The sequence below is a fragment of the Pedococcus sp. P2_E5 genome (assembly GCF_056403895.1).
In genome coordinates this window covers 1-2,414 of record NZ_JBFUEP010000085.1, presented here as the reverse complement: position 1 = coordinate 2,414, position 2,414 = coordinate 1, and the positions used below count along the sequence as shown (strand labels likewise).

2 protein-coding genes are annotated in these 2,414 nt (G+C 70.2%); both read left to right on the top strand.

Annotated elements, in window-relative coordinates; translation table 11 throughout:
• Nucleotides 1-969, top strand: a 969-nt coding sequence (locus tag AC1DVZ_RS18800) for an HD-GYP domain-containing protein (protein ID WP_477619720.1), incomplete at its 5' end; no start/stop codon positions are given.
• Nucleotides 966-2,270 (top strand): HD-GYP domain-containing protein, encoded by a 1,305-nt coding sequence (locus AC1DVZ_RS18795; RefSeq protein ID WP_477619719.1) that lies wholly within the window; start codon nucleotides 966-968, stop codon nucleotides 2,268-2,270. The genes AC1DVZ_RS18800 and AC1DVZ_RS18795, both read left to right, overlap by 4 nt.
• Nucleotides 2,271-2,414 lie beyond the last annotated feature (144 nt).

Genomic DNA, 2,414 nt, shown 5'->3' with positions numbered 1-2,414 from the left:
GCCCAGTGCCTGCTCAATGCCGCACTGATCTCCGGTGTCGTGAGGTTCTCCGCCGGAACCCCGATGCGGACCCAGTTCTTCAAGCTGCTCACCACCTCCGGCGCTGCCTACATCGGCTACGGCGTCATCGGTTTCCTCTTCGTGGTGCTCTGGCTGCCGGCCGGCGTGGGCTGGTTCAGTGCCGTCCTGGTCCTCGCGCCCCTGTTCGTCGCCCGATGGGCGTTCGTCCAGTACGGCGACGAGCTGCGTGCCCACGACCGCACGCTGCGGGCGCTGGTGACGGCCGTCGAGACCAAGGACCCCTCCAACAGCGGGCACAGCGACCGCACCGCCCAGCTGGCCCAGTGGCTCGCCGAGACGCTTGGCCTGGGGCACAAGGAGATCCAGGACGTCCGCACGGCGGCGATGCTCCACGACATCGGCAAGGTCTGCGTGCCCAGCAAGGTGCTCCGGGCTCGGCAGCCACTCACCGACGACGAGCTGGTCGTCCTCGCGGAGCATGCGCTCAGCGCGGTGGAGCTCGTCCAGGGGATCGACTTCGTGGCGGGCTCCGTGGACGGCATCGCCCACCACCACGAGCGGTTCGACGGGCGTGGTTACCCTGCCGGTCTGAAGGGCGAGGAGATTCCCCTCACCGCGCGACTGGTCGCTGTCGCCGACACCTTCGACACCCTGACCACGTCCCGTTCCTACCGTGCCGCGATCGGGGTGGACGCCGCGCTGGAGGTGGTCGCCGCCCGCGCCGGCACGCAGTTCGATCCCGCGGTCGTCGATGCTCTCAGGCGGGTGCTCGCTCGGCACGTGTGGACCATGACCGAACGCACCCCCGAGGAGCTCGCGGGGGCCGCGGTCACCCTCGACCACGACGAACCCGAGGTCTCGGACCTCTTTGCCCAGCGCCACGACCTGAGGGCCAAGGTCAAGGGAGCGACCACCTCCGTGGCCATGCCCGTCGGAGGAACTCTGTGAGCGCCCTGCGCCGGGTCACCGTCGACCTGCGGTGGGCGCTGGTCCTCCTGGCGCTCTTCGTGGTCGCCGAGGCCTTCGTCTCCGGCCGTCTGGAGCTGATGTCACTCAGGGGCGCCCCCCTGCTGTCGGTCTCGCTCTTCTGCGGTGCCATCACCCTCGGTGAGACGGCGCGGCTGCGGATCCTCACCGGGCGTGAGACGGCGCCGATGTCCACGGCCGCCGCACTGGGGCTGGCGCTCTCGGCTGTCGGCGAGCCCGGGGGTGCCCACCTCAGCGCCGCCCCGGTCGTGCTCGTGGTGGCTGTCGCCATGATCGTGGGAGGCCTCGTCCTGCGGGTGTCCGGCTCGACCGTCTCCTGGGTGGACGTCTCTGCGCGGGTCGCAGGCGTGTCCCTGGCCCCCCTGCTCTACCGCGGGGTCGAGTTCGACGGCCAGACCCTGGTCGAGTGGCAAGGCACCTGGGCGGGCCAGCGATGGCTGGTCGGTGTCGTCATGCTGCTGGTCGGTGGCCTGACCATGCTGGCCCAGCTCGCCCTCGAGGCCGCTGCGCACGCCGGACGCGACCACGCCCCCCTCCTCCCCGCAGTCATCGACGAGATCAGGTCGACGCTGGCCCTCGGCACTGCCCTGGTGACCTCGGGCGCGCTGATCGCGCTGGCGGATGTGGCCATCGGGATCGCTGCTCTACCACTGTTCCTGTTCCCCCTGGTGCTCACGTCGTTCGCCGTGCAGCGCAACGCAAGCATCCGCACGACCTACCGCCAGACGATCGGGGCGTTGTCCTCCCTGACCGACCGCGCCGGCTACACCGTCTCCCACCATGCCCAGCGGGTCGCGGACGTCTCCCTGGCGATCGGCCGCGACATGGGCATGGGCCAGCGCGAGCTCACCGACCTGGAGTATGCCGCCCTGCTGCACGACCTGGGACAGGTCGCCCTCCGGGAGCCGATCCCGGCCGGGGCGACGGTGATGGCTGCCCCGGCGGACCAGCAGCGGATCGCCCACGACGGTGCCGAGATCGTCCGGACCACCGGTGTGCTCGACAGCGTGGCCGCGATCATGGAGGCGCAGACAACCCCCTACCGGCAGGTGCGCGAGTTCGGCCAGGATCTTCCGATGTCCAGCCGCATCATCAAGGTGGCCAACGCCTACGACGACCTCTGCGACACCGGTGGGAACGACCACCGGGCGATGGAGCGGATCCACCTCGGAYTGGGCTACGAGTACGACCCCCGAGTCGTCGACTCGCTCACCCGGGTGCTCGAACGTCGACGAGGACGGTCCGCCGCGAGCGGTTCCTGACCACACGGCATACCCCGTCGTTGTCGGCCTGCCGCCCGTCGTCCCCGCCCGTTGCCCCCGCCCGTTGCCCCCGCCCGTTGCCAGCAACCTTTGCTAGCAAAGGAAACTGGTTGGTGGACAGGTTGCAACCTGTCCACCAACCAG